At 51.4% G+C, this 25,568-nt stretch carries 23 protein-coding genes; 17 read left to right on the forward strand and 6 right to left on the reverse strand.

Annotation, left to right across the window (positions count from 1 at the left end):
• Positions 1–1,599 carry a glycoside hydrolase family 43 protein gene (locus L1N85_RS07000; protein ID WP_407946333.1) on the forward strand — a complete coding sequence of 533 codons (1,599 nt, stop codon included), beginning with the start codon at positions 1–3 and terminating at the stop codon, positions 1,597–1,599.
• Positions 1,600–1,667: 68 nt separating this feature from the next.
• On the opposite strand, the gene L1N85_RS07005 is transcribed toward L1N85_RS07000, so the two are convergent.
• Together L1N85_RS07005 and L1N85_RS07010 are read right to left on the reverse strand one after the other, a co-directional pair.
• Positions 1,668–1,937, reverse strand: coding sequence for a pectinesterase family protein (locus tag L1N85_RS07005; protein WP_235236489.1), 270 nt, complete (start codon positions 1,935–1,937; stop codon positions 1,668–1,670).
• Between the two features lie 23 nt (positions 1,938–1,960).
• Complete coding sequence (locus L1N85_RS07010; RefSeq protein ID WP_235236491.1) at positions 1,961–2,572, reverse strand: pectinesterase family protein; 612 nt, start codon at positions 2,570–2,572, stop codon at positions 1,961–1,963.
• 219 nt (positions 2,573–2,791) lie between these two features.
• Here L1N85_RS07010 and L1N85_RS07015 point away from each other — a divergent pair, with 219 nt between their 5' ends.
• A complete protein-coding gene (locus L1N85_RS07015; RefSeq protein ID WP_235236493.1) occupies positions 2,792–3,820 on the forward strand; it encodes an alpha/beta hydrolase family protein in 1,029 nt (342 codons plus the stop codon).
• Positions 3,821–3,895: 75 nt separating this feature from the next.
• On the opposite strand, the gene L1N85_RS07020 is transcribed toward L1N85_RS07015, so the two are convergent.
• Complete coding sequence (locus L1N85_RS07020; protein ID WP_235236495.1) at positions 3,896–6,211, reverse strand: helix-turn-helix domain-containing protein; 2,316 nt, start codon at positions 6,209–6,211, stop codon at positions 3,896–3,898.
• A gap of 183 nt (positions 6,212–6,394) precedes the next feature.
• Between L1N85_RS07020 and L1N85_RS07025 the strand changes: the two genes are divergently transcribed.
• From L1N85_RS07025 to L1N85_RS07070, 10 genes are all read left to right on the forward strand, one after another.
• Positions 6,395–7,897, forward strand: a complete 1,503-nt coding sequence (locus L1N85_RS07025; RefSeq protein WP_328285163.1) for an extracellular solute-binding protein — start codon at positions 6,395–6,397, stop codon at positions 7,895–7,897.
• 334 nt (positions 7,898–8,231) lie between these two features.
• Positions 8,232–9,788, forward strand: a complete 1,557-nt coding sequence (locus tag L1N85_RS07030; protein WP_235236497.1) for an extracellular solute-binding protein — start codon at positions 8,232–8,234, stop codon at positions 9,786–9,788.
• Positions 9,789–9,866: 78 nt separating this feature from the next.
• Entirely contained in the window at positions 9,867–10,820 is a 954-nt protein-coding gene (locus L1N85_RS07035; RefSeq protein ID WP_235236541.1) for an ABC transporter permease, read from the forward strand.
• Between the two features lie 24 nt (positions 10,821–10,844).
• The gene (locus tag L1N85_RS07040) at positions 10,845–11,723 is read left to right on the forward strand and encodes a carbohydrate ABC transporter permease (protein ID WP_235236499.1); all 879 of its coding nucleotides are present in this window, start codon (positions 10,845–10,847) and stop codon (positions 11,721–11,723) included.
• A gap of 18 nt (positions 11,724–11,741) precedes the next feature.
• Complete coding sequence (locus L1N85_RS07045) at positions 11,742–12,857, forward strand: prenyltransferase/squalene oxidase repeat-containing protein (RefSeq protein WP_235236501.1); 1,116 nt, start codon at positions 11,742–11,744, stop codon at positions 12,855–12,857.
• A complete protein-coding gene (locus L1N85_RS07050; protein WP_235236503.1) occupies positions 12,854–13,348 on the forward strand; it encodes a hypothetical protein in 495 nt (164 codons plus the stop codon). Before L1N85_RS07045 ends, L1N85_RS07050 begins: the two co-directional genes overlap by 4 nt.
• Positions 13,329–13,892, forward strand: coding sequence for a hypothetical protein (locus tag L1N85_RS07055; RefSeq protein WP_235236505.1), 564 nt, complete (start codon positions 13,329–13,331; stop codon positions 13,890–13,892). Before L1N85_RS07050 ends, L1N85_RS07055 begins: the two co-directional genes overlap by 20 nt.
• Positions 13,879–15,015 (forward strand): glycoside hydrolase family 88/105 protein, encoded by a 1,137-nt coding sequence (locus L1N85_RS07060; protein ID WP_235236510.1) that lies wholly within the window; start codon positions 13,879–13,881, stop codon positions 15,013–15,015. Before L1N85_RS07055 ends, L1N85_RS07060 begins: the two co-directional genes overlap by 14 nt.
• Entirely contained in the window at positions 15,012–16,475 is a 1,464-nt protein-coding gene (locus L1N85_RS07065) for a glycoside hydrolase family 28 protein (RefSeq protein ID WP_235236511.1), read from the forward strand. The genes L1N85_RS07060 and L1N85_RS07065 overlap by 4 nt, the downstream gene beginning before the upstream one ends.
• Positions 16,472–18,025, forward strand: a complete 1,554-nt coding sequence (locus L1N85_RS07070) for a glycoside hydrolase family 43 protein (RefSeq protein ID WP_235236512.1) — start codon at positions 16,472–16,474, stop codon at positions 18,023–18,025. The genes L1N85_RS07065 and L1N85_RS07070 overlap by 4 nt, the downstream gene beginning before the upstream one ends.
• Positions 18,026–18,223: 198 nt before the next feature.
• Here the strand turns inward: L1N85_RS07070 and L1N85_RS07075 are convergent, their stop codons facing one another.
• From L1N85_RS07075 to L1N85_RS27845, 3 genes are all read right to left on the reverse strand, one after another.
• Complete coding sequence (locus tag L1N85_RS07075) at positions 18,224–18,511, reverse strand: CopG family antitoxin (RefSeq protein WP_235236513.1); 288 nt, start codon at positions 18,509–18,511, stop codon at positions 18,224–18,226.
• A complete protein-coding gene (locus tag L1N85_RS07080) occupies positions 18,508–18,795 on the reverse strand; it encodes a BrnT family toxin (RefSeq protein ID WP_235236514.1) in 288 nt (95 codons plus the stop codon). Before L1N85_RS07080 ends, L1N85_RS07075 begins: the two co-directional genes overlap by 4 nt.
• A gap of 262 nt (positions 18,796–19,057) precedes the next feature.
• Positions 19,058–19,321 carry an aminoglycoside 6-adenylyltransferase gene (locus L1N85_RS27845; RefSeq protein ID WP_407946334.1) on the reverse strand — a complete coding sequence of 88 codons (264 nt, stop codon included), beginning with the start codon at positions 19,319–19,321 and terminating at the stop codon, positions 19,058–19,060.
• Between the two features lie 29 nt (positions 19,322–19,350).
• Between L1N85_RS27845 and L1N85_RS07085 the strand changes: the two genes are divergently transcribed.
• From L1N85_RS07085 to L1N85_RS07100, 5 genes are all read left to right on the forward strand, one after another.
• Complete coding sequence (locus tag L1N85_RS07085) at positions 19,351–20,121, forward strand: class I SAM-dependent methyltransferase (protein WP_328285165.1); 771 nt, start codon at positions 19,351–19,353, stop codon at positions 20,119–20,121.
• 583 nt (positions 20,122–20,704) lie between these two features.
• Entirely contained in the window at positions 20,705–22,450 is a 1,746-nt protein-coding gene (locus L1N85_RS07090) for an ABC transporter ATP-binding protein (RefSeq protein ID WP_235236516.1), read from the forward strand.
• An 18-nt stretch (positions 22,451–22,468) separates the two neighbouring features.
• Positions 22,469–24,490, forward strand: a complete 2,022-nt coding sequence (locus L1N85_RS07095; protein ID WP_328285166.1) for an ABC transporter ATP-binding protein — start codon at positions 22,469–22,471, stop codon at positions 24,488–24,490.
• Positions 24,491–24,619: 129 nt separating this feature from the next.
• On the forward strand, positions 24,620–24,919 hold the full coding sequence (locus tag L1N85_RS27850; RefSeq protein WP_407946335.1) for a GNAT family N-acetyltransferase: 300 nt from the start codon (positions 24,620–24,622) through the stop codon (positions 24,917–24,919).
• A 104-nt stretch (positions 24,920–25,023) separates the two neighbouring features.
• On the forward strand, positions 25,024–25,521 hold the full coding sequence (locus L1N85_RS07100; protein WP_235236518.1) for a helix-turn-helix domain-containing protein: 498 nt from the start codon (positions 25,024–25,026) through the stop codon (positions 25,519–25,521).
• Positions 25,522–25,568: the final 47 nt, after the last annotated feature.

Here is a 25,568-nt window from a genome sequence, read left to right on the forward strand (position 1 = left end):
ATGAGTGCAAACGTGTCGAATCAAGATATAGCAACATTTCGGAACCCTGTCTTGCCCGGCTTTTACCCGGACCCTTCGATTTGCAGAGCGGGCGAAGACTATTACATGGTAACCTCAAGCTTCGAGTATTTCCCGGGGGTTCCGATCTTTCACAGTAAAGACTTAGTCCATTGGCGGCAGCTTGGGCACGTGCTTGACCGTCAGTCACAACTAAATCTGGACGGAACGCCTTGCTCAAAGGGAATCTATGCGGCCACGATCCGCTATCACAACGGTCTGTTCTACATGATTACGACCTTCGTGGAGAGCGCTGCCGGCGCAAGACGCAACTTTTACGTGACGGCCGAGGATCCGGAAGGATCATGGTCTGAACCGATTTGGCTGCAGGACGCGCCAGGCATTGATTCCTCGTTCTTCTTTGATGACGACGGCAAGGCGTACGTGATGGCCAATCGGCAGCCGCCAAGCGGCCAGCAATATCCGAAGCATATGGAGATATGGCTGCAAGAGATTGATTTAAGAACCGGTCGTCTTGTCGGAGAAAAGCATAGTCTGTGGGATGGGGCGCAGAAGTTTATTCATGCGCAGGAGGGTCCGCACCTTTATAAAGTGAACGGTTATTACTACCTGCTTATTGCCGAGGGAGGCACAGGGCACACCCATTCGGTGACGGTTGCCAGAAGCGAGCGTCTTACGGGACCATACGAAGGCTGTAAGTCTAATCCGATCTTGACGCACCGCCATCTGGGCCGACAAGCCGATATTGTCAATGTCGGGCATGCGGATCTCGTGGAAACGCCGGGCGGGGAGTGGTGGATGGTGTGCCTTGGCTCCCGCCCGTACGGCGGCGGCTACCGTAATTTGGGACGGGAGTCGTTCCTCGTGCCAATGCAATGGGAAGAAGGTTGGCCGGTCGTGAATCCGGGCAAGGGGGTTGTGGAGATGGAGCACCCTCGCCCGTCCCTGCCGGAGCATCGCTGGTTGTCTATGCCGGCGTGCGATCATTTCGATGGCGATACGCTTGATCCGCGCTGGAATTTTTTGCGTACGCCGCGGGGGGAGTTTTGGAGACTGCGTGCGCGCTTTGGTACTGGTTTGGAGCTCCGGCTAAAGCCGGAAGAGATCACACGCCTTGAGAATCCCAGCTTTATTGGCCGAAGACAGCAGCACAGCCGCTTCAGCGCACGGACTTCGATGGCGTTTGCACCTGCGCAGGAAGGAGAGGCGGCAGGGCTCGTACTGCTTCAAAACAACAATTATCATTTCCGATGTTTATATGAAATGAAAGAGGGACGCCGTGCGGTGCGGCTGATCGAACGGAGAGACGGAGTCGAGCGGCTTCTGGCGGAGCAACCGCTTGATGAGGAGCGGCTGTACTTCAAGGTGGAGGCAGTCGGTCAACGATACCGCTTCGCTTATGCCCTTCGTTCCGAGGCTTGGATCGACTTATGCATCGACTGCAACGGAACGATATTAAGTACGGAAGTAGCAGGAGGCTTTGTCGGCGCTTATCTCGGTCTGTATGCGACGGGCGCTGGACGGCCGAGCGAGAATGCCGCGATCTTCGACTGGTTTGAGTATAAAGGGGAAGAGGCGTAACTGCTGGTTCCGCTCGTACGAGAGGAGGGCTGCCGGTAATTCATTATGACCCCGGCAGCCCTATTGTATTATTCAAAAGGATTCCATCCGTCTTCGCCGGCCAACACCTTTGCCGGGGTGTACATCGCTGCTTCGCTGCCTGATAACCGCTTCGCCCACGGGACTCTTCCTTCGGTGCCCGCACCCGGTCCGGTGCTGCCGTACTCGCAATAGTTTGCGGTCGCCTCGGCCTCTGGCTTGTTCCAATTATCCCAGCCGTCTGGGTGAATGTGTCCGCCCATCCAGCAGCGGATAAAGGCTGTCTTTGCGTAATTGCGCCATGGGCGGCCAAGCAGCACCGTTCCCCGCGGGGCGTCGCTTGTCAGCTTGCAGTCGAGGAATACATAGCCGAATGGGATGTTTTCGGGCGTCGATGCGGCGGTATAATAAAGTCGACGTCCCCTTCCAAGTAACAATCCTCATAATATTGCCGTGTGTTGCGCGGGGATTGCCCGCTGCGCGGACCGGCGAATGACCCGGGTTTCATAGGCTCTAGCGGGAGCGGCCCAGTAAACAGCGTGTCTTGATGTCCGAGGAATCGGCATCGCCGGAACATGGCCCGATCCCCGTCGACGTAGGCCGCCAGCGCTTGGCCGGCGAGCCGTCCGGGTCCCGCGCTGTTTTTGAACGTGATGAGCTCAGCCGAGAAGTGATCGGCCCCGATAAAAATAGAATAAGAGCGAAATGTGCCGTACGGTTCGCCGCCTTGCATCGTTTTGTTTGCGCAGTCGTCGAAAGTAAGCACAACCTCTTGCGCGTTCTTTCCTTGCCCTAATAGGGTAATGAACGGTTTAGTAATATGGAGTTTTTCTTTATACATGCCAGGTTTTATTCGGATAGTAACAGGACTTGAGTTGTTATCCGGAACGTGATCAATCGCGTCTTGCACCTTTTTGAAATCTCCGTTTCCGTCCGCTGACACTTCTATGATCATATGTACATCCAAACCCCTTTCCGAATGTAACGCTTTTTCTTGTAACTCCTCTATCATTGTACCAATAACATGAATCTTTAGATCCGTCGTTAAACGATTCCTAATCTCATGATTATGTACGTAATGTCCTCCTCGCGCTAACTTAAACCTATAAGATGAACAGGCGTTGCCGGCAATCTATTAGGCGGGGCTGGTTCGAGAAGGAGTTTGATCGCAGCGATGTGGAATCCGGATTCATTTGTAGAACAACTGCTTAACAAAGCACAGGCAATTCGTGATAAAAAAATGTCCGATGGCGGTGATTGGAGTACGCATCGCCTCCACCTAAGGCAGCAATTGACTGAAACGCTGGGCTGCTTTTCAGACTATGCGAACGTCCCGCTCGAACCTCGTGAATTGGAAAAGGCGGAGCTCGATCCTTTCATCCGAGAGCGGGTGGAATATCGAACGGCCGATGGCTTGCTTGTGCCGGCGTATGTGGTATCGCTCAAGGGTTCGCCGGGCGGGCAACGGCCTGCCATATTAGCGCTTCACGGGCACGGATGGGGCAGCCGCGAGATGGTTGGTTTGCTGCCGGACGGCTCACCGAATACGAGTGAGCCGAGCGGACATGGGCGGACGGTGCTGGAATTAGCGGCTAGAGGATTTGTTGTACTCATCCCCGAAATTGTCGGGTTCGGCGATCGCTTGCTTCTTCGCGACGTTGGGGGCGGCGATCCGAAAGCGAACTCTTGCTTTCCGCTTGCGGCCGCGCTTCTTATCGCAGGGAAGACGCTAGCCGGTCTTAGGGTATATGAAGCTTCGCGAGCGGTCGATTACTTAGCTATGCGGAATGATGTGGACGCAGACCGAATCGGTGTCATCGGTTTTTCGGGAGGAGGTATGGTTGCCTCGCTTGCGGCTGCACTTGATGAGCGTTTGCGCGCGGCGGCGATATGCGGGTACACGAATACGTACCGGGGGAGTATCTTAGCGCGTCGTCACTGTTTAGATAACTATTTGCCTGGCGTTCTTCGTTACGCGGAAATGCCGGAGCTGCTCGGCCTTATCGCCCCCCGCCCGTTGTTTATCGAAAGCGGAAAGGAAGACCCCCTATTTCCTGCCCGGCATGTGCTAGAGGCGGTGAAAGTACTGAAAGACATCTATCGCCTCTATGGCTGCGAAGAAAGGGTGACGCTTGACGTGTTTGAGGGGGCGCATGAAATTAATGGGCGGGCTTCATTCGATTGGCTCCAAGCGACGGTCTGATCTGAGCATAAGAATAGCGTATAAAAAACAGCCGAATGTCTGCTGCTTTTTACACGCTATTCTTGTTTTTATACCTTATAAATCTGGTTTGGCGTATTTCGCCCGGTATTGCCCGGGGGTCATATCCTCCTGCTTGCGAAAGGAACGAATAAAGTTTTGCGGGTTATTATACGTTAGCTTCTCGGCGATTTGCTTCACCGACATATTCGTTTCGACGAGCCACTTTTTGGACATGGCCAGACGGTACTGCGATAAATATTCGCTGAAGGTCATGTCGGTCTCCTTCTTGAAGACGCTGCTTAAGTAGAAGACGTTATAATGCAAGCGGGCTGCGCATTCCTCGAGTGTAATGTCGCATTCGAATTCGTTGCGAATGATATCGATGATTTGTTCTGAGATGTTATGATACTGAGACTCCTGCCGATCTTGAAACACGCGGATCATCGGCACAATAATGCGGGTTTTGTACCAGCTTTCGATTTCCGAGTGCACATACAGCTCTAGCAGCTCTTCGTATAGCGAGCTTTCCTTGATGTCCAGCTGCTCCAATCGGATCCCGGCTTCCTGCATGACGATCATAAGCCCGTTCAACAACCGGATGAGCGAAATCTGATATTCATGCGGTGTACGGTCCTTAAGGAACACTTGCTCGAGCCATTGCTTGAGCAGCATGGAGGCGAGTTCTTCATCGGCGAGTTTAATCGCATCTATAAGCTGATTCTCGACCTGCATCGGATAGAAATACACTTGCGAATGCTTGCCGGAGTTCAAGCTGAAGTAAGGGACGATAACGCCCTTGCCTAGCTTCAACCGGTGCTTTAGCGATTCCAAGCCTTCTTGGTAGGCGCGCGATGCGCTTTTCAAGCTCTTGAACGGCAGGCTGATGCCGATGCTGACATCAAGATCAAGGTAGCTGCGCATATTTTGCTGAATCGATTCCGTGAGCTTATAGATATAGTCATTAAACGTATCCAGTGTCATGTCCTTCCCGCCAATTAGCGTCACCTGAGTTTGATCCACGATGACGGGAGGGAGACGATCCAAGGAAGGGACTATCTCTTCGATAATGTTGCCTGCGGCGAACAATAACAAATCCAAATCCTTCTGCTCGTAGCGGGTTTCCTCGAGAATGTCGATTTGAAGCGTTAGAACGGCGAGGTGATTCCATTCCGACACCTGGTCGGCATAGCCAAACAGCGCAATCTTATCCTCAATTTCGGATGGAATGCTCTGGCCTTGAAACAGCTTATGCAAAAAGAACGTCCGCATTTGCTGGCTGTTCTGATGCAGCTCGTGACGGAGCTTCGTATTGGAGGCGAACAAATCTTGGATATGCTCATCAATGACCTGAAGCTCGTTCCTCTTGTTCGCTTGGGTTTCCGGCAGCCGGTCGGCGATCTGTTGGAAGATGGCCCGAATCGGCGTGTATACCTTCCGGCTTCCGAGCCATACGAGCAAGACGCATAAACAAATGATCAGTAAGCAGACGTACAGCGTGAACCAGCCGATCGAGCGGGCTTCCTTCGTGAATTCGGACATTTCTGTAAAAGAGGCATAAGTCCAACCGTTAAACTCGGACCGGACATAGGTCACCGATATCGTCTCGTTGCCCATGCTTGTCTGGAATTGACCGGCATGTCCCGTAAACCGGGACGCATCGGCTACATCGATTAAGTTCGTTTCTGTCAAGGACCTGCCGATCATCGATACGTCGGGATGCAACAGAATGCTCTGAACCTCGTCAAGCACCATGACCGCGCTTCCGGGAATCGGTTTTTCCAACATTTCCGCTAAGCTGCAGCTCGGAATCGTCGCAAGGGCGATGCCTCGTTTCGATAAGGTATGAAGCGGCATCTTCTTCACAAGCGTTAAGGTGATTGGGCAGGCGTAGCTCGATGTGTCGCTCGTTCCAAGCGCGGCTGTCTCCAGCATGACCCAATTCGTGCTGCCTTCAAGCTCCAGGAGATCCGGGAGCGCCGTGCCTGTAGAGAATTCCTCGAACGAAGACAATCCCCGGTTATGAATCACCCAGTTCGAGGCGGCGTTGGCCAGGATGACATCCGTCACCATCATCTCTGGCGATTGCAGCAGATTCAGCTCCTGCTTCATCTGGTTATAAAGCTGAAAGTCGTTATATGACAGCGGGCGGTACAACGCATCCTGCACTTGATTCGTGTTAATAATGTAATTTAGCGTATAGTCGATTGTCTGCAGCACCTGCTCTATGTTCCCGTTCAATTGATTCATCATCTGAATATTGCTCTGATTGACATGGGTTTGGATCGAATCCGATGATTTCATGTAAGAGAAAAACCCGAGCGTAATGATCGGAGCTATGCTGAGGGCAAAGCCGAATAGGACTATATTCGTATATATGCTAAATTTTTTCAATGGAGTAGATTCGCCGCCTTTCCATAGCTAACCCCATTGTATAAGATTAATGTATGCGCTTCAATATAGAACCTTAAGTAATCTTTGGATTTGGTCTTGTCAGCTGGAAACAGGGCGCTCATGAAAAAGATTGCGGAATATGCCATAATTGATTATACAGCCAAACACGGGAGGAACGAGCCTTTGAATAGGAAACCATCGATCTTGTTTAAGCTAACGATCTTAGTGTTAATGATAGTGCTAACAGCATGCGGGAATTCACCATCGGGAGACGGAGGCGCATCGCATGAATCCGCTAACGCTGGGGACCGGGGCACCATCACGATGATGGCGAACCTCCACACGCCGGAAGTGCCGTCCAAGAAGATCGAACAGTGGTTAGAAGAGAAGATTGGCTCTGACCTTGACATTCAATGGATACCTGACGGCAGCTACGAGGAGAAATTTAATGCTTCCATGGCTACAGAAACGCTGCCCGAGGCGGTATATTTAAAAAATGCCGACATGCTGAACAGGTTGCGGGGCCAGATCCGGAACGGGATGTTCTGGGAGATCGGACCGATGCTGGGAGACTTTCCCCATTTGCAGAAGCTTAAGCTGGAGGTGTTGCAAAACACATCAGTAGACGGCAAAATATACGGCCTTTATCAAGAACGTCCCTTATCCCGGCAAGGCCTGATCTACCGGAAGGATTGGGCGGACCGTCTCGGCCTTGAAGCGCCGCAAACCATTGAGAAGCTCTACCATATGCTGCACCAGTTCACATTTGGCGATCCCGACGGGAACGGTCTGCAGGATACCTTCGGATTAGCGGATCGAAGCGATCTGGTCTACGGCAGCTTCAAAACCGTCGCGTCTTACTTTGGAACACCGAACGGCTGGGGCGAAGAAGGCGGTAAGCTTTTACCTGAATTTATGTTCCAGGAGTATATGGATACGATGAATTTCTTCCGCAAGCTGCATCAGGAGGGGTTGATGAATCGAGACTTTCCTGTGACGTCGAAAGCCGATCAATTGGATCTCTTCATCTCGGGGAAAGCGGGCTTATACGTCGGGGCGATGGGGGACGTTTATAATCTCCAGTTTAAAGCGAGAGAAGTGAACCCTGATGCGATATTTGACGTACACAACCGAATCGCAGGTCCCAAGGGGGAACGGGTGTGGGCTTCCTCGGGCTTTGGTACGGTGGTTTTGTTTCCAACTACGTCCGTACAGACAGAGGAGGAGCTGCGGGAGATTCTCTCGTTCTTCGACAAGCTCATGGAACCGGAATTCGCGAATTTGCTGCGGTGGGGCATAGAAGGAGAGCATTATAACATCGAGGACGGGAAGGTCGTTCCGACAGCAGACATCAATAGGACGAATAAAGAAGTCAAACCGTACCAAGCGATCGAAATCGGCGGACCGCTTACGATAAAAGGTTATTTAGATTCCAACTTTCAAATGGGTGTCAAAGATAAGGCGGAAACTTTGACGCGTGATAACGATTCTATTCTGGTGCATGACCCCACGTGGCCGCTCGAATCGAACACCTTCAATGAACGGGGAGCCAGACTTCAACAATATATTCAGGATGCAACATACCAGTATATTTTAGGATTGATTGACGAAGCCGGCTTTCAAGCGGAGGTGAAGCGTTGGCTTCGCGAGGGCGGGCAGGACATCATCGAGGAATTTAATACTTGAACCTTATGAACCGATGGAGCGAGATTAGGCTCCGTCGGTTTTTTTCAAATATAGGAATGTATAAGTTTGAATCTTATACTCAGCCTATATTTCACCGCGAAACGAGCTTTTACCGCCAGAGGACGGCGACAGCCGTTTACGCTTGGTTTCAGGAGCAGCACCCGCTACGGGGATAATCATTAGATCAGGTCGGGGATGTAACAGTGGAAATAGCGCGCCGGAACAGCGTTTTTCATTACCCCGCAAATCCTCGGATTATATGCGTAACGACCATAACCGTCTTATAGTGAGGGGGCAACGAAATCTCAACAATAATAAAACGGAGGTCATAATCATGGCAAAGAAAAAAGCCGGCACCCTATTGGCGGTATTGACAGCGTTTGCAGTATTGACCGCATGCACAGGCAATTCAGGCGGGTCGACTAACAATGCAGCGGGATCGAACACGAACACCCAGACGGCAACCGAGACACCGGCAGAAACAAAGAAAGAGCCAGTCAAGATTTCCATCATGGCTAATCTTCATACACCGGAGGTGCCAGACCAGGCGATTGAGAAGTTAATTGAAGAAGCGACAAATACGGAGCTTGAAATTCAATGGGTACCGGACGGAAGCTATGACGAGAAGATGAACGCATCGTTCGCAACGGGCACGCTTCCGCAAGCGACGTATATTAAAAATCAAACCTCGCTCGTTATGATGCGGGATGCGATTCGAAACGACCAGTTTTGGGAAATCGGGCCGTTGCTCGATCAATATCCGAATTTGAAAAATTTGCAAAAGGAAGTACTGGCGAATACATCCGTAGACGGCAAAATATACGCCCTTTATGCTGAGCGTCCGCTGTCCCGTCAGGGCTTTATCTACCGGAAGGATTGGGCTGACAAACTCGGGCTTTCCGCGCCGACGACGACAGAAGAGTTTTTTACAATGCTTGAGAAATTTACGACGGACGATCCGGACGGCAATGGCAAGAACGACACGTTTGGTATGACGGATCGCAGCGATTTTGTTTACGGCGCATTCAAGACGGTAGCTTCCTGGTTCGGCACACCGAACAATTGGGGGATGCAGGACGGCAAACTGATGCCGGAATTTATGTTTCCTCAATATATGGAGACGTTGGAATTTTTTAAGCGTATCCATAGCGCAGGTTACATGAACCAAGATTTCCCGGTAACGAGCAAGACCGACCAGCAAAGCTTGCTGCTCACAGGCAAAGCCGGCGTGTATGTCGGTTCCATGGGCGACGTGGCTGGCTTGGATACGAAGATTTTAGAAGTAAATCCGGATGCGGTGCTTGATGTCCATCACAAGGTGAGCGGTCCGAACAGCGAGTATGGCATCTGGGCGATTCCAGGCTTCGGCTCTGTTGTATTGTTCCCGAAATCGTCCGTGAAATCGGAAGAAGAGCTGAAAAACATTCTTTCATTTTATGATCAATTGATGAGCCCAGAGCTTACGAACATGATTTATTGGGGTGTTGAAGGCAAGCACTACACGATGGAAGAAGGCAAAGTCATTCCTTCCACTGACACAGCGATGACAGATCGTGAAGTGAAGCCGTACATGTCGCTTCAAATCGGAGGTCCCGTTACGATCGACGGATTCTTAGAAGCGAAACACATTTTGCCATCCAAGGCGAAAGCGGAAGAGCTGATCGTCGACAACAACAACTATTTGATCCACGACCCTGCGGCAGCGCTTGATTCCCTCACTTACAATCAAGACGGCGCGCGCCTGCAAGAAATTATTAAAGATGCATCTTATAAATTTATGCTGGGCGACATTGACGCAGCTGGATACCAGGCAGCGGTAGATCAATGGCTGGAGCAAGGCGGACAGAAGATTATCGACGAATATAATGCTTCTCACACTGCAGCGCAATAATGTTGTTTTGAGATGCCGGAGGCTGTGGAATCATAAGACAGCCTCCTCATTTTTCCATAGAGAAAGGGAGAAGAGATGATGCGTGATACAGCCGTTGGAAGCGCGATGGTCACCAAACCGAAACAAAGTTCAGAACTAAAGAGGAGACTTATCAAAAATCGGGCGTTGTATCAAATGATTCTCCCCGGGTTCCTCTTCTTCGTTATCTTTAAGTATATTCCCATGGGTGGATTAGTCATTGCGTTACAGGATTATCAGCCCTATTTGGGTATTTTGAACAGCCCGTGGGTCGGCTTCGAGCATTTCGAACGATTGTTTTCCGAACCGATGTTTTTTACGATTTTACGCAATACGCTGCTGTTATTTTTTATGAATATGGTGTTTTATTTCCCGATTCCGATCATTCTCGCCTTAATGTTGAACGAGGTTCGACGGGAAGCGTTTAAGCGGATTGTCCAGACGGTCATTTATATTCCGCATTTCATGTCTTGGGTTATCATTGTGTCGATTTCATTCGTTATGCTTTCCATGGACCGCGGGATTATTAACGAGCTGCTGGTCTTGATGGGCTTGGAAAAAATCAACTTCTTAATGAGTAATGAGTGGTTCCGTCCGATGTATGTGCTTCAGATTATTTGGAGAGAAGCGGGTTGGGGCACAATTATCTACTTGGCGGCAATGGCGGCAATTGATCCTGGGCTGTACGAAGCGGCCCGAATGGACGGCGCAAACCGGTTCCGTCAAATGTGGCACATCACCTTGCCTTCGATCCGCAGCGTCATTGTGGTGCTGTTGATTTTGAAAATCGGGGACGTGCTGGAACTTGGCTTCGAACACATCTATCTCCTCTTGAACTCGATGAATCGCGAGGTCGCGGAGATTTTCGATACGTATGTTTATACAGCAGGTTTGCGTCAAGGGCAGTTCAGCTATAGTACTGCGGTTGGATTCTTTAAGTCTGTCGTCGGCCTCTTCTTGGTCATGGGCGCGAACTGGTTATCGAAGAAAGCCGGCGAGGACGGTATCTATTAATTATGTAAAAGAGGTGGAGTCACCATGGTGCAGGATAAATCGCTCGGAAGCCGTATATTCGATATAGTCAATTACACATTGCTTATCATTATCGCATTAGTTACTTTCCTTCCTTTCATTCACGTCATTGCCGGCTCTTTCACGACGGTGGGGGAGCTGGCGCAGAAGCAGTTCGTCATCATTCCGACGGTCTGGTCGCTCGACGCTTATGAGTACATCTTTTCAACCAACACGATTATAAAATCGATGGGCGTATCGGTAGGCGTTACATTCTTTGGTACGTTGTTCAGTATGGTATTGACCGCGTTAATGGCATACGGCTTGTCGCGCAGAGATTTGGACGGACGCAGCGGCATCATGTTTATAGTCGTGTTCACAATGTTGTTCAGCGGCGGTATGATTCCAACCTTTTTAGTCGTGAAGGAGTTAGGGCTGATCGATTCTCTAGCGGCGCTTATCGTGCCGACGGCGATCAACGCTTTCAACCTCATTATCATGCGCAATTTCTTTCAGAATCTTCCTGACGGCTTGGAGGAGTCGGCGAAGATCGACGGGTGCAGCGACTGGGGGATTCTGCTCCGTATCGTGATTCCGCTTTCGATGCCGGCGATTGCAACCATTTCATTGTTTTATGCGGTAACGTACTGGAATACGTATATGACAGCGATTCTGTACTTGAATGATGCAGCGAAGTGGCCGGTGCAGGTTATCCTCCGGCAAATCGTCATTCTGGCAAGCGGATTGACTGCAGATACCTCGGGTATGGATGACTTCGTGCGTCCGCCGGAGCAGACGGTGAAGATGGCTGTTATCGTGGTTGCTACCTTGCCAATCCTGCTCGTGTATCCGTTCCTTCAGAAGCACTTTGCGAAGGGCGCCCTGCTCGGATCTATTAAAGGGTAATTTGGGAGGGAACCAAACATGAATCGGCGATTGGCAGACCTGTTTGCTTATGGCGATACCTTATTCGGCGGCTTCTTTCCATGGCTGGAGGAGCAGTATGACGGGAGGTCGGGCGGATTTTTCTACGCAAGGAGCTCGAAGCAGTCCGGGCGGTTTACACCGGATATCGAATCAACGGCACAAGCTTTTAACATCATTGAACGCTGCGGTCTGCTGGGCCGTCTAAGCGATCCTGTGAAGGAGGACGCAATTCGATTTTTCCAATCTAAGCAGGATGAGTCAACCGGATTATTCTATGATACCAATCCTAATATGAGATTAGACGACGTCATGGTCGGCCGCGCAGCGGGTTACAGCTTTGGCGCGCTGAGGAAGTTCGGCGTGAAACCATTGTATCCGCTGCCGCATCAGAGTAAGGCGACGCCCGCTTATATGGAGTCCCTGCAAACCTTTGGTTCTTGGCTCCGTTCGATCAGCTTAGTGAACAGCTGGCGCGGCTGCGACAAACTGTCGCATTGCGGCACGCATCTGGCAGCGCTGCCTGCCGATGAAAGAGAACCATACCAGCGTGAGGTATTCGATTATTTAAATCGTAATCAGAACCCGAAGACGGGATTCTGGGGAGAAGGTACCCCATACGTGCAGCTTTCGGGTACTTTCAAGACGCTGCTCTTCTACAACCGATTCGGCGTGCCGATTCCGCGGAAGGAACAAATATACAACTCTATCCTGCGCGTGCTGCGAACGGAAACAGCATTTGATATGTGCTATATTCGAAATCCGATCAGCTTGCTATCCGCTATGAAGCTTTCCATCCCGCCCGGCGAAATGACGGAGATTGCGGATATTACATTGGCGAATATGGCAAAGCTGAAGCGGGAGGACGGCGGCTTCTCACGGGAGCTGCAGCATTCCCCGCCGGCTCCGAATGTCGCGCAGGTGAAACCGGGCGAGGAATATCCCGATATGCCGATCGCCGTGCCGCTCGGACTAGGTCTTGTTGAGGGCGATATGAATGCGGGAACTCAAGTGGTCTTGATCCGGTACACGCTGCGGGAGCTGGCGGAGCTTCCATTGGAGCATCTTCCGGTGCCTGAAAGCTGGTTTGGGGGAGAAGCGGGCGCGGCACAATGATCATCACCGGCAAACGAACGGCCCGCCTGTCGGACGAGGCGAATATTACACTGTTTAACCACGGCATCTATCAGTTCGGCAACGCCTTGTCTCTCATCCTTGTGAACTTATACTTGTGGCGGTTAACGAACGATCTGTGGATTAACGGCGCCTTTAATTTTATAGCGCTGATTACCGCGCCGATCGCTACGATGTATATCGGCAAGATCGCAAAGTTAAAGGACCGTCTGTTCGCTTACCGGACAGGGATCTTTCTAACGGCGGTATTTTATTTGCTGATCGTCATTAGCGGGGATCGAATGGTCGATTATTACATCGGCTTCGCGGTGTTGAAGGGCGTATCGACCTCGTTCTATTGGTTGGGACACTTTACGATGATTACGGATGTGACGAACGACGATAACCGCCATAAATATTTAGGCTGGAATCTGATCATTCGGCAGATCGCTATGGGGTTGGTTCTTCTTCGGCTTGCCGCAAGGAGTGCTTAGCTATATTCCTGCGATTTTGCTGTATGAAGCGGTACCGAAGGAATCGTTCGTTACCTATAAGAATGTTTTATTTCTAAGCGTAACGATACTTTCCGGCTTCGCATTGGCCAGGTGGGGACGCACGGAGCGTAATGCCGATTATTTGAGAGTGGCGGCGGCTGGATTTCTGATCGGCTCAGTTCCCCTATACTTCGGCATCACGCTTTGGACGGTTATTATGTTCATGCTGCTTTTTTCTTTCGTGAAGCCGCTGCAAAACAACGCGTACACCTCTTTCTACTATAAGCTCAGCAGCGAGCTGCCGCTGGGGGCCCGCTTCCGCGTCGAAGCCGTCGTGCTTCGCGAGGTGTTCACGAACGCGGGCCGGGCCGCCGGCGTAATAGCGCTAATGATTACGACAAGTCTAGCGGAGACCGCGGCTTTTACTTGGGTATTGACGATCGTCGCTGCCTTGCAGCTGCTTATCGGCTGGCTGGCGTCGCCTCATTTTCCCAAATATCAATTTATTCCTGAAAGGAAGCTGACCCGACATGAGTCCAAATGAAATTGCAAAGAAATCGCCGCTGTTCTATGCGCAAGCCGCATGCGATTCTCTTATTTCCTTATATTTGCCCGAGGAGCTGCCTCCGGAAGGGCGTTGGCATTATCACCAAGGTATCTTTCTAGAAGGGATGCTGCAGGTGTGGAAGCATACGGGCGACGAGAAGTATCTCGAGTACCCGAAGCGGTATGTTGATAAGCTTGTAGATGAGGACGGCAATTTCTTCTTCGCCCGAGACGAGCTGGATGCGATCATGCCGGGATTGCTCCTGCTCACCCTGGACGAGACCTTCGGGGATCGCCGGTACCGCTCGGCCGCTGGGAAGCTGCGTCATCTGTTCAACACCCTGAATAAGACGTCCGAGGGCGCGTTCTGGCATAAGGATAAATATCCGTATCAAATGTGGCTGGACGGCTTATACATGGGAGGCGTATTCGCGCTCCGATATGCGAATGCATACGACGATGGCTCCCTTGTGCCGATGGTCATTGAGTGGGAGAAGCTGATGCGCAAGCACATGTCCGATGAAGCGACAGGCCTCTTATACCATGCCTGGGATGAGAGCCGGAAATTCCCTTGGTCTAATCCGGAGACAGGCAATTCGCCGGAGTTCTGGGGACGGTCATTGGGTTGGTACGGCCTCGCGTTGTCGCAATTTCTCGATATTCTGGCGGAGGATCACCCGACACGCGGCGAGTTGCTGGCAGCGTTAGGGCGATTCGTCGAAGGCTTAATTCGATTCCAGGATGCGGAGACCGGGCTCTGGTATCAAGTGGTGGATAAAGGCGACCAGCCGGACAATTGGCTCGAGACGTCTTGCACTTCCTTGTTCGTCTACGCCATCGTCGGAGCGGCGAAGCACGGGGCAATTGGCGCCGATGGTTTGGAAGCAGCGCGCAAAGGATACCGCGGCTTGATTGATCGGCTGCGTACGGATACGGAAGGGCGCCTGATTGTGCCGGATATATGCATCGGGACGTCGGCTGGCGATTACCAAAACTATGTTACACGTCCGGTGAGCGAGAATGACCTGCATGGCGTGGGGGCCTTCATTCTGGCTTGCGTGGCGGTTGCGGAAGCGGAAGAGGAAGAGGAAGAGGAAGAGGAAGAGGAAGTCGCCTTATGAGCGGACTTGACATTACCTCCTTCGGGGCGGTCGGCGACGGCATCACGGACAATACGGCTGCCATTCGTCTAACTATTGAAGCGTGCGTGCAGGCAGGCGGCGGAATCGTGCGCGTGCCTGCAGGAACCTATGTGACAGGCCCGATTCGGATGGCGAGCGGCATTACTTTGCAAGTGGAAACCGGGGCGACGCTTCGGTTCTCTTGCCGATTCGAGGATTACGAGCCAACCTTTACACGGTGGTCCGGCTATGAGTGCTACGGTTACCATCCGCTCATCTACGGTTACCAGCTGGAGCGGGTCGCAATCAAAGGAGAAGGTGTGATTGATGGACAAGGCCAGGCTTGGTGGGCAGCCTATCGACGGCTGAAGCAGGGCGAGAAGGAGGGGATTTCTCCTTATCGTGAGGAACTCATGGAACGGAACGCGCATCTCTATGCGACGATGGACAGCACATTCACGGAATGGGAAACGCAGTTTCTGCGTCCGCCGCTCCTGCAGCTGATCGATTGCGTGGGGGTGACTCTTGAAGGCGTGACACTCCAAAATTCCCCATTTTGGAATACACACCTCGTCTATTGCGACGAGGTTAAGGTGCGCGGCGTTACGTTCCGGAATCCGTCCGACACACCGAATGGAGACGGCTTCGACGTGGATTCGTGCACGAACGTAACGATCTCGGACTGCCAGTTTGACGTGGGAGACGATTGCTTATGCCTGAAGTCCGGTATTAATCAAGATGGACGCCGCGTTGCCCGCCCGACCGAGAACGTGGCGGTTACGAACTGTATTATGCGGCGCGGTCATGGGGGCATCGTGCTCGGAAGCGAGATGTCAGGCGACATCCGCCGTGTCGTCGTCTCCAATTGCCTCTTTCTCGGCACGGACCGGGGCATTCGGGTGAAGACGAACCGGGCGCGCGGCGGAATTGTGGAAGACATTATGATCAGCCATATTTTGATGAAAGACGTTCTATGCCCGATTGCAGTCAATTCGTACTACCGTTACGGCGTCAGCACGACCGATCCGCTGATGATGACGCCGGAAGCTGTTCCGGTCACGGAGTGTACGCCGGTTATAAGAGGGATAACGATTAGCGATATTACTGCGCGCAACGCGCTTGCGGCGGCCGCCTTCATCTACGGCTTGCCGGAGATGCCGATTGAAGACATCGTGCTCCGTAATATTACGATCGAGATGACACAGGACCCCGCAGAGCAGGGCGGCGAGCCGGATATGGTGAAGGAAGAACTCGTGATGGCCGGCGAAGGGATGTACTTTAAGCACGTACGAAACTTGGAGCTCCATAACGTGAGAGTGGAAACGCGGCAAGGTCCGGCCATTCGCTTGGAGCGGGTGGATGGCGTAACACTGGACAACGTTACGATGCGGAAAAAGCATGCGAATACGGACGTTATCGCGATGAAGGAAACCGTAATAGCGGAAAGGGGAGGAGCATGATGCCGTGGATTTCCGATCAGGGTGACGGGACGTTTGCTAACCCGGTACTGCATGCCGATTATTCCGATCCGGACGTGATTCGGGTTGGAGAAGATTTCTATATGACAGCTTCAAGCTTCAGCCATATTCCCGGACTGCCGATTCTACATTCCAAGGATCTGGTCAATTGGAAGCTGATCAACCATGCGATTCCACGGATGGATTTGCCGGGATATGAGCTGCCGCAGCATGGGAACGGGGTGTGGGCACCGGCGATTCGCTATCATGCAGGCAAGTATTGGATTTTTTACGGGGATCCGGACGTCGGTATCTTCATGACGACGGCGGATGATCCGGCCGGTGAGTGGTCGCCGCTGCATCTCGTCCAGGAGGGCAAGGGATTTATCGACCCGTGCCCGTTCTGGGACGACGACGGCCAGGCTTATTTGGTGCATGCGTACGCGAACAGCCGAGCAGGGATCAAGCATGTGCTGCGGATGCGGCGAATGTCGCCGGACGGCGCGAAGCTGCTTGACGAGGGGGACCTCGTGTTCGACGGCTCCGGGAATCACCCGACGACAGAAGGGCCGAAGCTTTACAAGCGCAACGGTTATTATTATATCTTTGCGCCGGCCGGGGGCGTCGCTACCGGTTGGCAGCTCATCCTCCGGTCGAGATCGATATTCGGGCCATTCGAGGAGAAGATTGTGCTTCATCAAGGCGATTTGTCGATTAATGGTCCGCATCAAGGCGGATGGGTGGAGCTGGCGAGCGGGGAATCGTGGTTTTTGCATTTTCAGGACAAGGGTGCGTATGGCCGAATTGTGCATCTGCAGCCGGTCCGTTGGGTGGACGATTGGCCATTGATGGGCGTCGACACGAACGGGGATGGCATCGGCGAGCCGGTTCTTCGTTATCCGAAGCCTAATGTCGGAAGGGAGTACCCCGCGGTAGCGCCGTTTACTTCCGATAGCTTCGATGCGCCCGCGTTTGGCCTGCAGTGGCAATGGCAAGCGAATCCGGAGCCGGCGTGGAGTTCGCTGTCGGATGCTCCGGGTCGACTGCGTTTATATGCACATCCGATGCCGCCTTCCGCGAAGTCGCTCTATCAGGCGCCGCAGCTGCTGCTGCAAAAATTTCCGGCTGAGGCGTTTGAAGCAGCCGCAACCATCGATGCAAGCGGGTTAGCCCCAGGGGATCGGGCGGGTTTGATCGTGTTCGGGTACAGCTATGCCTTAATTGAAATTCAAAAGCAGACGGGCGGTGCGTGGTCGCTGCTGTACGCGGAGGGTAACGAGGAGACAGAGCGGACGGTCTGGGAAGCGCCGCTTTCTTCGAGCGAGGCCGTCTTGCGCGTAACCGTCAAAGAAGGCGCGATTTGCACCTTCAGTTGCAGAACGGAAGGCTCGACGTTCCTGAAGATACCGGTCATGCCGTTCTCAGCCCGGGAAAGCCGCTGGGTCGGCGCGAAGGTCGGGCTGTTCGCACTTCGTCCGGGCGGCACGGTGAACGCGGGAGGATATATCGACACGGATTCGTTCCGCGTTGCGGCGGTGACGGACGATGAGTAAGCAGATGCCACTGTTATATCTAAACGTTAATTTTTTATACCTTATTTTATATTAGGTTAACTTGCAAGAAATACAAAAAGTCGCCGGACAAGAACCCGCGACTTTTTGCTTGTTCCTATGAGATTTTCTACGGTGAAAGGGATAGCACTGACATTTTAATGGCTGAGCGATGCTGAACATCCCGAAAGGCGTTTTTCTTTAACGAATCGCTTTCTCTTCCTCATATACGCGTTCGATTAAAAACTGCTTCATGAGCGTCTGATAACCCATATGCTTTTGCGCCGCGACTTCCTGGATGCGTTCGAGTAAATCGTGTTCCAGGCGGATGGAGATCGTTTTCGTGCGGCCGTTCCGGCGAGGTAAATCGTCCTCGATCGTAGAGGCTTCGAGCAGCTCGCTGCTCATTGTGTGTGTAGCCCAAAAGTCGGCAGCCTCTTCGTCGGTCATATTCGTCGGAATCTCTTCTCTGGATGTAATTCGTTTCATCGTGATGACCTCCTTTTGTTGTAGAGCCTTTTCTCATCGGCTTCGGCATTTCGGGCGGTAATGACCCGAATGCGATTGCCTTCCTTCTTTACAAAAATGACAACTAAACGCCGGCCTTCATCCGTTGCTCCAATAAGGCCCCGGTGGTCGCTATGGGCATGAAACGGAAGCCGGTCCTCATCCCAAAACGCTTCCTCGGCTTCATCATGGAGAACGTCATGCCGCGCAATATGCTCGATATTGTGATCGTCCCAAATGAAAAGATCATCATCGTCATTAAACATCAATGCCCTACAAATTGTATATGCTATAGTATATACATTTTACAGCGAATGAATACGCTACTCAATAGCCCTTTTTGTAAAACGAGAAATTTATTTCTTAGGATAGCTTTGAATTTCTCCGCCTATCAAATTTGGATAGCCGGGACTACTTCACGAAATAATGGTTTTTGTAAAGATGTGCGTCGTTCTCGTACGGTAATTACCTGGAACATAAACAACGCGCTAAAGCAATCTGCTCATTGTTGTTGAAGCATCGTGTCCGTTAGTTCGATTTTATGCCCAATTGGTGTTCCTCAACCCAAGTTTGGATATTGGAAAATAAGTTGGCTGGAAAAGTAAAATGGTATGTGTTTGCCACTTCAGAAGATAATCGACGGAATAGCTCAAAAGATAAGGTTAATGCGTTCCAAATTATCTGCTGATCGTAACCCCCAAAAGAAAGCTGCCCTCGTACGGTTTTCTTATAGGTAGAAACTATAAATTTGATAGATTTTATATATTTAACTAATAAGGAACTCTGTGACACAATAAAATTACTAATTATTGGGGGATGATATGATGAACTCCATTCATGTTTGGCAATCCGATCTGTATGACAACAAACTAGACTATGTGTCTGAATTCGGTAAAGGTGTAGTTGAGTTATTGAATCCTGAGAATGGAGAGAAAATTTTGGATTTGGGTTGCGGCACTGGAGATTTGGCATACCAGATCTCACGCTCAGGGGCAATCGTCACGGGTATGGATTTATCAACGCAAATGATCGAGGTTGCAAAGGAAAAATATCCAGAAATTAATTTTTACGTAGGCAATGCGGAAAACTTTGAATTTGCTGAACAAGTGGATGCAGTGTTCTCGAACGCTACTTTGCACTGGATGAAAAATCCGGCAGAGGTCATAAAGTGCGTTTGTAATGTATTAAATAAAGGCGGCAGGTTTGTTGCTGAGTTCGGTGGCCAAGGGAATGTTGAGAATGTAATTAAGGCAACTAACAAGGTGCTCGAAAGAGATTATGGGATCGATGCGTCAGCACGGAATCCTTGGTATTTTCCGAGCATTGCTGAATATAGCATACTGCTGGAGCAGCAAGGCTTTCGGGTTGCATATGCGGTTCATTTCGACCGGCCGACTGAGATGAAAGACGGTGAAAATGGTTTGAATCTCTGGCTTACAGGATCGGTCGACGATTTCTTCATAGGTTTCTCAGCAGAAGAAAAGAAGCAAGTGATTGAAAAAATCGCAACGGAAGCCCGCAACGAGTTATTCAAAGACGGAGCGTGGTATATCGATTATAAACGGCTAAGGATCATGGCAATAAAGCCATGATTACGACGGAATAAGTGCTTGACCGTTAGGTTGGATGCCGTGGCGGACAACAGGTACGTTCTTTCCATAAAACACCCCATTCTTGACTTGCTAACGGACATACGATCCTCTATTTGCTGTAAGAAATAACGGATCTATAGTCCGTTCATCGGCTCGTATACACGACTTTGGTCAAGCACTGGTTTGAGCCATAAGATACGATTCGAGTTTTTCACTGCCTTCCGGGGTATTGACAGTATTTTCTTCGGATGGTAAAGTGACAATTAGATTTTAATGAGAGGAGGATTACGTTACATGCGCAACCATTATCATTTTAACTCGTCTGTAGTCATGATTAACCGTTCGAACATGAATAACGTAATCCATCCGCGCGTCATTTCTCTTTGATGAAGGGTACTCCCGAATATCAGAGGCGCATGGTTACGTTACCGTAATCATGCGCCTTTTTCTATGCTTGTGTACCGTGACCGTGGTGGTTGCGGTGTCTCAAGGCTGGAAGAAGCGTGTCGTTACGGCGGCGCGCTTCTTTTTTTATGGGAAAAATGGATGCTTGGGTGGAAAACGGAAGGTGTGGTAGAGAAGCATGTTTAGTGTACTTCAAAAATTGAGTTGGTTTTTCAAATTGAACTGGAAGCGTTATACCGTTGCTGTTTCGCTGCTTATTTTGACCGGTTTTATCGACGTCATTCCGCCTTGGCTGATTGGCTATACGATTGACGGCATCCATCAGGATCTGCTGGGGCAAGCGGAATTCAACCGCGTGGTATACGGCTGGATCGCGCTGACGGTTGTGGGTTATATCATTACTTATGTTTGGCATTATAAGCTGTTTGGCGGGGCGTTCGTACTGGAGAAGCTGCTTCGGTCGCGTCTTATGGGGCATTTCCTGCGGATGACGCCGACCTTCTATGAGCGTAACCGGACGGGCGACCTGATGGCGCGCTCGACGAATGATTTAGGCGCGGTTGCGCAGACAGCGGGCTTCGGCATATTGACGCTGATTGACTCGACGCTGTTTATGATTACGATTCTTATCGTCATGGCTAGTCTAATTAGCGTGAAGCTTACGCTTGCCGCCCTGCTGCCGCTGCCGCTCATGGCGCTTGCGATGAAGCATTACGGCAAGAAAATTCATGAGCGGTTTATGGATGCACAAGACGCTTTCGGCGAGCTGAACGATCAGGTGCTGGAATCGGTATCGGGCGTGCGGGTTATCCGGGCTTTCGTGCAGGAGGAAGCGAGCGAAGCGCGGTTCGGCGCGAAGACGAATGAGGTACTCGGCAAAAATATCGCCGTTGCCCGCATCGATGCACTGTTCGAGCCCACGATGAAAATTCTCGTCGGCACGAGCTATTTGATCGGATTATGCTACGGCGGTTACTTGGTTTTCCACAATGAAATAACGCTTGGGGAGCTTGTTTCCTTCAACATATTTCTAGGGATGCTGATCTGGCCGATGTTTGCGATCGGAGAGCTTATTAATATTATGCAGCGCGGAAATGCATCGCTTGACCGTGTCAGCGAAACGCTGGGCTATAAGCCGGATGTGCCGGAGACAAGCGCGGCCGTTCCTGTCAAAGAGCCATCCTCGCTCGAGTTCCGCGATGTCACGTTCCGGTACCCTTCCTCGCAGGTCGATAATTTGGCGAATGTGTCATTCAAGCTGCGCCAAGGGGAAACGCTGGGCATTGTCGGACGAACCGGAAGCGGCAAGACAACGCTGCTAAAGCAGCTGTTAAGGGAATATCCGCTGGGCCGCGGTGAGATAAATATATCCGGTACGCCGCTTAGCAGTGTGAAAATTGACGAGCTGCTTGGCTGGATCGGCTACGTGCCGCAGCAGCCTATCCTATTCTCGAAGACGGTTCGCGAAAATATTTTCTTCGGACTAAAGGATGGCAGCGATGAGGATTTGCAGCGTGCGCTTGAACGCGCTTCGTTCGCGAAGGATATCAAGTTTCTGCCCGAAGGGCTGGAGACGCTCGTCGGCGAGCGGGGCGTTGCGCTGTCCGGCGGACAGAAGCAGCGGGTCAGCATCGCGCGGGCGCTCATTGCCGATCCGGACATCCTGCTGATGGACGATGCTTTGTCGGCGGTAGACGGGAAGACGGAAGCGGAGATCATCGAAGGCATTCGAACGGAGCGGGCCGGCAAAACGACGCTCATCACGACGCATCGTCTATCGGCGGTACAGCATGCCGATTGGATCATCGTCCTCGACGAAGGACGAATCGTGCAGGAAGGCACGCATGAGCAGCTGCTTGAGTGCGGAGGCTGGTATCGTGAGCAGTACGATCGCCAGCAGCTTGAGGCTGCTATTGAAACGTAATGGGAGGCGTGAAGGACAGTGGGTAACACAGGAAAAAGATTGTTTCAATACGCCATGCTTTATAAAAAAACGATCCTCCTCGCGCTGGCGCTGCTTGTGCTTGCCGTATGCGCGGAGCTGGCAGGACCGTTAATCGCCAAGCGGATGATTGATCAGAACATTCTTGGCATAGAGAAGAAATGGCATGAGGTCGAGGCTGAGCAGTCTTATGCGGTATTGTATAAAGATAAATGGTATAAGCGCGAGGATCACTTCGCGGCATCGGAACAGAAGGGCAAGGAGGTTCGCGTCCTCCAGGTTGGGCGCCAGTTCTATTGGCTGGACGCTGCGCTCGCCCATGAGAGCGGGAAGCGCGAGATAGACGGCGGCACGATGACCGTCACGAGCAAGGAAACGGGAGCAGCCGCCAGCTATCCGGTAACAAAGCTCACGAAAGGGGAGCTGTTCTCGTTCTATGAGCCGGAGTTCCCGGCATTGCTCAGGCTGGCCGCGATGTATTTCGGCTTCCTGCTGCTCGTAGCGGTATTTACTTACGGTCAGCGTCTGATGCTGCAAACGTCGGCTAATCGGATCGTGCGAAAGATGCGAACGGACATTTTTGCGCACACGCAGAGGCTGCCGGTCAACTATTACGATAATTTGTCGGCAGGGCAGGTCGTATCCCGGATAACGAACGACACGGAAGCGATTCGCGAGCTTTATGTCGCGGTGCTGGCGAACTTTTTTACGGGCATTATTTATATGGCAGCCATTTATGGGGCTTTGTTCCTGCTGGATTATCGATTGGCGCTCATCGCGCTGCCGCTTGTGCCGATTCTCATCGTTTGGGTTATCGTCTATCGGCGTTTTGCGGCCCGTTACAACCGGATCATTCGCTCGAAGCTTAGCGAGATCAACGGCATGATCAACGAGTCGATTCAGGGGATGACGATCATTCAGGCGTTCCGACGCCAGAAGGAAACGACGAAGGAGTTCGAGGAGCTGAACGAGCATTACTATAAATATCAGAATAAGCTGCTCAGCCTTAATTCGATTACGTCGCATAATCTCGTCAATGTCGTTCGGAACGTGCTGTTCTTGCTTGTCATTTGGATGTTCTGGGGCGACTCGCTCGGTACGGCCGTATCGGTCGGCGTGCTCTACGCATTCGTTGATTATATGAACCGGATGTTTGCACCGATCGTCGGCATCGTGAATCAGCTTTCAAATTTAGAAACGGCGAGAGTGTCCGCGGAACGGGTATTCAAGCTGATGGATGAGGAAGGGATAGACGTTGTGCCGGGCAAGATGGAGCGCTATAAGGGGGATGTGAGGTTCGACGACGTTTCGTTCGCGTATAAAAAGGATGAATACGTGCTGAAGCATATTTCCTTCCACGCGCGCCAAGGGGATACGGTTGCTCTTGTCGGGCATACGGGCTCTGGCAAAAGCTCAATCTTGAACCTGCTGTTCCGGTTCTACGACACGAACGAAGGCCGCATCATCGTAGACGGTACGGAAGTGCGCGACATGCCGAAGCAGCATCTCCGCCAGCATATGGGCATCGTGCTGCAGGATCCGTTCCTGTTTACGGGCACGATTGCTTCGAATATCAGCCTCGATAACCCGGCAATCAGCCGGGCGAAGGTGGAGCAGGCGCTCCGCGATGTAGGCGCGTATGACATGTTCAGTCAATTGCCGGGAGGCATCGATGCGCCGGTCATTGAGAAGGGCAGCACGCTGTCCGCCGGTCAGCGGCAGCTCATCTCATTCGCGCGGGCGCTGGCGTATGATCCGGCCATCCTCATTCTGGACGAGGCGACGGCAAGCATCGATACGGAGACGGAAGCGATCATTCAGGAGGCGCTCGATGTGCTGAAGAAGGGCCGTACGACATTCGTTATCGCTCATCGTTTGTCAACGATTCGGTCTGCGGATCAAATACTGGTGCTGGATCGCGGTGTGATCGCAGAGCGGGGCAACCACGATGAGCTTATGGAGCATCGCGGCAAGTATTACGCGATGTACCAGCTGCAGCTGGGCTCGGCATTGCCGGCTTAAGTGGGCGGAAGACCAGCTCTGGATGGGCGAGGGTTCGTAAGCAAGTAAGCTGAAAAAAAGAGGCTATACCCGTCTCTGCTGTATCCCGTCGCCGTATTGGAATTACAACGCATCATTCTCTCGGGAACGATGGTGAATGAAGGTTCCCGTCATCTAAAACGGTTGGTAAACGATTATGAAAGTGGAACGAGCAAATTTGATAAACGCGGGGAAGCACTCTTTATTGCATATCATAATAACGCTATCGTTGGAGTTTGTGGATTAAATCAAGAACCTCAAGAAAATAAGGAAAAGGTTGGTAGAGCTCGTCGACTATACGTCTCCTCGAAATTACGTCGATTTGGAGTGGGTCAATCATTGATGGATGCCGTTATTTCAGAAGCTAGGAAAAACTTTAACATCTTAAGCCAGAAGTCCCCATCTTCTTAGCGCTAGCGAAAGGTGGGGATGAATGGTTGATCTTTTTGGTTGAAAAACAAACATACGTTCTTATAATGTGGTATACTTATCCTTGGAAAAGGAGGTTAACTTACTTGCTGCGAGCCTATAAATATCGCATTTACCCCAATGAAGTACAAAGGGTTTTCTTTGCGAAAACCTTTGGTTGTGTCCGCTTCGTGTATAACAAAATGCTTCATGATCGTCAACTCGCTTATCAAGCTTTTCAGGAGGACGGCGTTAAACCAAAACCCAAAGGGCCCGCATATTATAAAAAAGATTATCCCTTTCTCAAAGAAGTAGACAGTTTGGCCTTGGCCAACGCGCAGTTAAATTTGAACCGCGCTTACAAAAATTTCTTTCGGGATAAGAGCGTTGGCTTTCCACAATTCAAGCGTAAAAAATCGAATCATCATCGTTATACCACGAATAATCAAAAGGGCACCGTTGCGCTTGTGGAAGGCGGACTTAAGCTGCCAAAGCTAAAGACTGCCGTGAAAATAAACGTACACCGCCCCTTTGAGGGGGGTATTAAATCCGTGACCATCCAGCGGAGAGAAAATCCCAAACCCGAAGCTCTTTCGAGCAACTGAAAGACGCCTTGCCAAACGGCAGAAAGAGTTGAGCCGAAAGAAGAAAG

The organism is Paenibacillus alkaliterrae (assembly GCF_021532375.1).
In the GTDB taxonomy this organism is placed as follows: domain Bacteria; phylum Bacillota; class Bacilli; order Paenibacillales; family Paenibacillaceae; genus Pristimantibacillus; species Pristimantibacillus alkaliterrae.

Bases quoted from the DNA above. Each gene is read 5' to 3' on its own strand.
- L1N85_RS07035 (WP_235236541.1), top strand. From the start codon at position 9,867: ATGCGTGATACAGCCGTTGGAAGCGCGATGGTCACCAAACCGAAACAA.
- L1N85_RS07080 (WP_235236514.1), bottom strand. From the start codon at position 18,795: ATGTTTAATGACGATGATGATCTTTTCATTTGGGACGATCACAATATC.
- L1N85_RS07065 (WP_235236511.1), top strand. From the start codon at position 15,012: ATGAGCGGACTTGACATTACCTCCTTCGGGGCGGTCGGCGACGGCATC.
- L1N85_RS07015 (WP_235236493.1), top strand. From the start codon at position 2,792: ATGTGGAATCCGGATTCATTTGTAGAACAACTGCTTAACAAAGCACAG.
- L1N85_RS07060 (WP_235236510.1), top strand. From the start codon at position 13,879: ATGAGTCCAAATGAAATTGCAAAGAAATCGCCGCTGTTCTATGCGCAA.
- L1N85_RS07075 (WP_235236513.1), bottom strand. From the start codon at position 18,511: ATGAAACGAATTACATCCAGAGAAGAGATTCCGACGAATATGACCGAC.
- L1N85_RS07030 (WP_235236497.1), top strand. From the start codon at position 8,232: ATGGCAAAGAAAAAAGCCGGCACCCTATTGGCGGTATTGACAGCGTTT.
- L1N85_RS27850 (WP_407946335.1), top strand. From the start codon at position 24,620: ATGGTGAATGAAGGTTCCCGTCATCTAAAACGGTTGGTAAACGATTAT.
- L1N85_RS07050 (WP_235236503.1), top strand. From the start codon at position 12,854: ATGATCATCACCGGCAAACGAACGGCCCGCCTGTCGGACGAGGCGAAT.
- L1N85_RS07090 (WP_235236516.1), top strand. From the start codon at position 20,705: ATGTTTAGTGTACTTCAAAAATTGAGTTGGTTTTTCAAATTGAACTGG.
- L1N85_RS07070 (WP_235236512.1), top strand. From the start codon at position 16,472: ATGATGCCGTGGATTTCCGATCAGGGTGACGGGACGTTTGCTAACCCG.
- L1N85_RS07010 (WP_235236491.1), bottom strand. From the start codon at position 2,572: ATGATCATAGAAGTGTCAGCGGACGGAAACGGAGATTTCAAAAAGGTG.
- L1N85_RS07040 (WP_235236499.1), top strand. From the start codon at position 10,845: ATGGTGCAGGATAAATCGCTCGGAAGCCGTATATTCGATATAGTCAAT.
- L1N85_RS07000 (WP_407946333.1), top strand. From the start codon at position 1: ATGAGTGCAAACGTGTCGAATCAAGATATAGCAACATTTCGGAACCCT.
- L1N85_RS07085 (WP_328285165.1), top strand. From the start codon at position 19,351: ATGATGAACTCCATTCATGTTTGGCAATCCGATCTGTATGACAACAAA.
- L1N85_RS07045 (WP_235236501.1), top strand. From the start codon at position 11,742: ATGAATCGGCGATTGGCAGACCTGTTTGCTTATGGCGATACCTTATTC.